Below are 340 nucleotides of genomic sequence, written 5' to 3' on the forward strand. Positions count from 1 at the left end.
GGGGGTTGGTTGTTGGGGGGGTGTTGGGGGGGTGGGGGTGTGTGGTGTGGGGGGGGGTTGTGTTTTGGGGGGTGGTGTGGGGTGTTTTTGGGGGGTGGGGGGGGGGGGGGGGGGTGCGATGGTTGGGGTGGGTGACCGGCGGGGGGGGGGGGTTGAGCGTGTGGGGGGGGGGGGGGGGGTGGGGGTTGTTGGGGGGGGCCCACCACCAACCACCCCCCAAAAAACAACCACCCCAACCCCAAAAAAAACAAAAAAATAAAAAACAAAACCAAACAACCCCCCCCCCCCCCCAAAAAAAAAAAACCCCCCAAACCCAGAAATAAAAACACAACACAACCAC

1 protein-coding gene is annotated in these 340 nt (G+C 62.1%); it reads right to left on the reverse strand.

The features are described from left to right. On the reverse strand, positions 1-340 hold a 340-nt coding region (locus PUR71_RS40900), incomplete at both ends, for a hypothetical protein (RefSeq protein WP_329924364.1).

The sequence above is a fragment of the Streptomyces sp. SP17BM10 genome (assembly GCF_036322405.1).
Lineage (GTDB): Bacteria > Actinomycetota > Actinomycetes > Streptomycetales > Streptomycetaceae > Kitasatospora.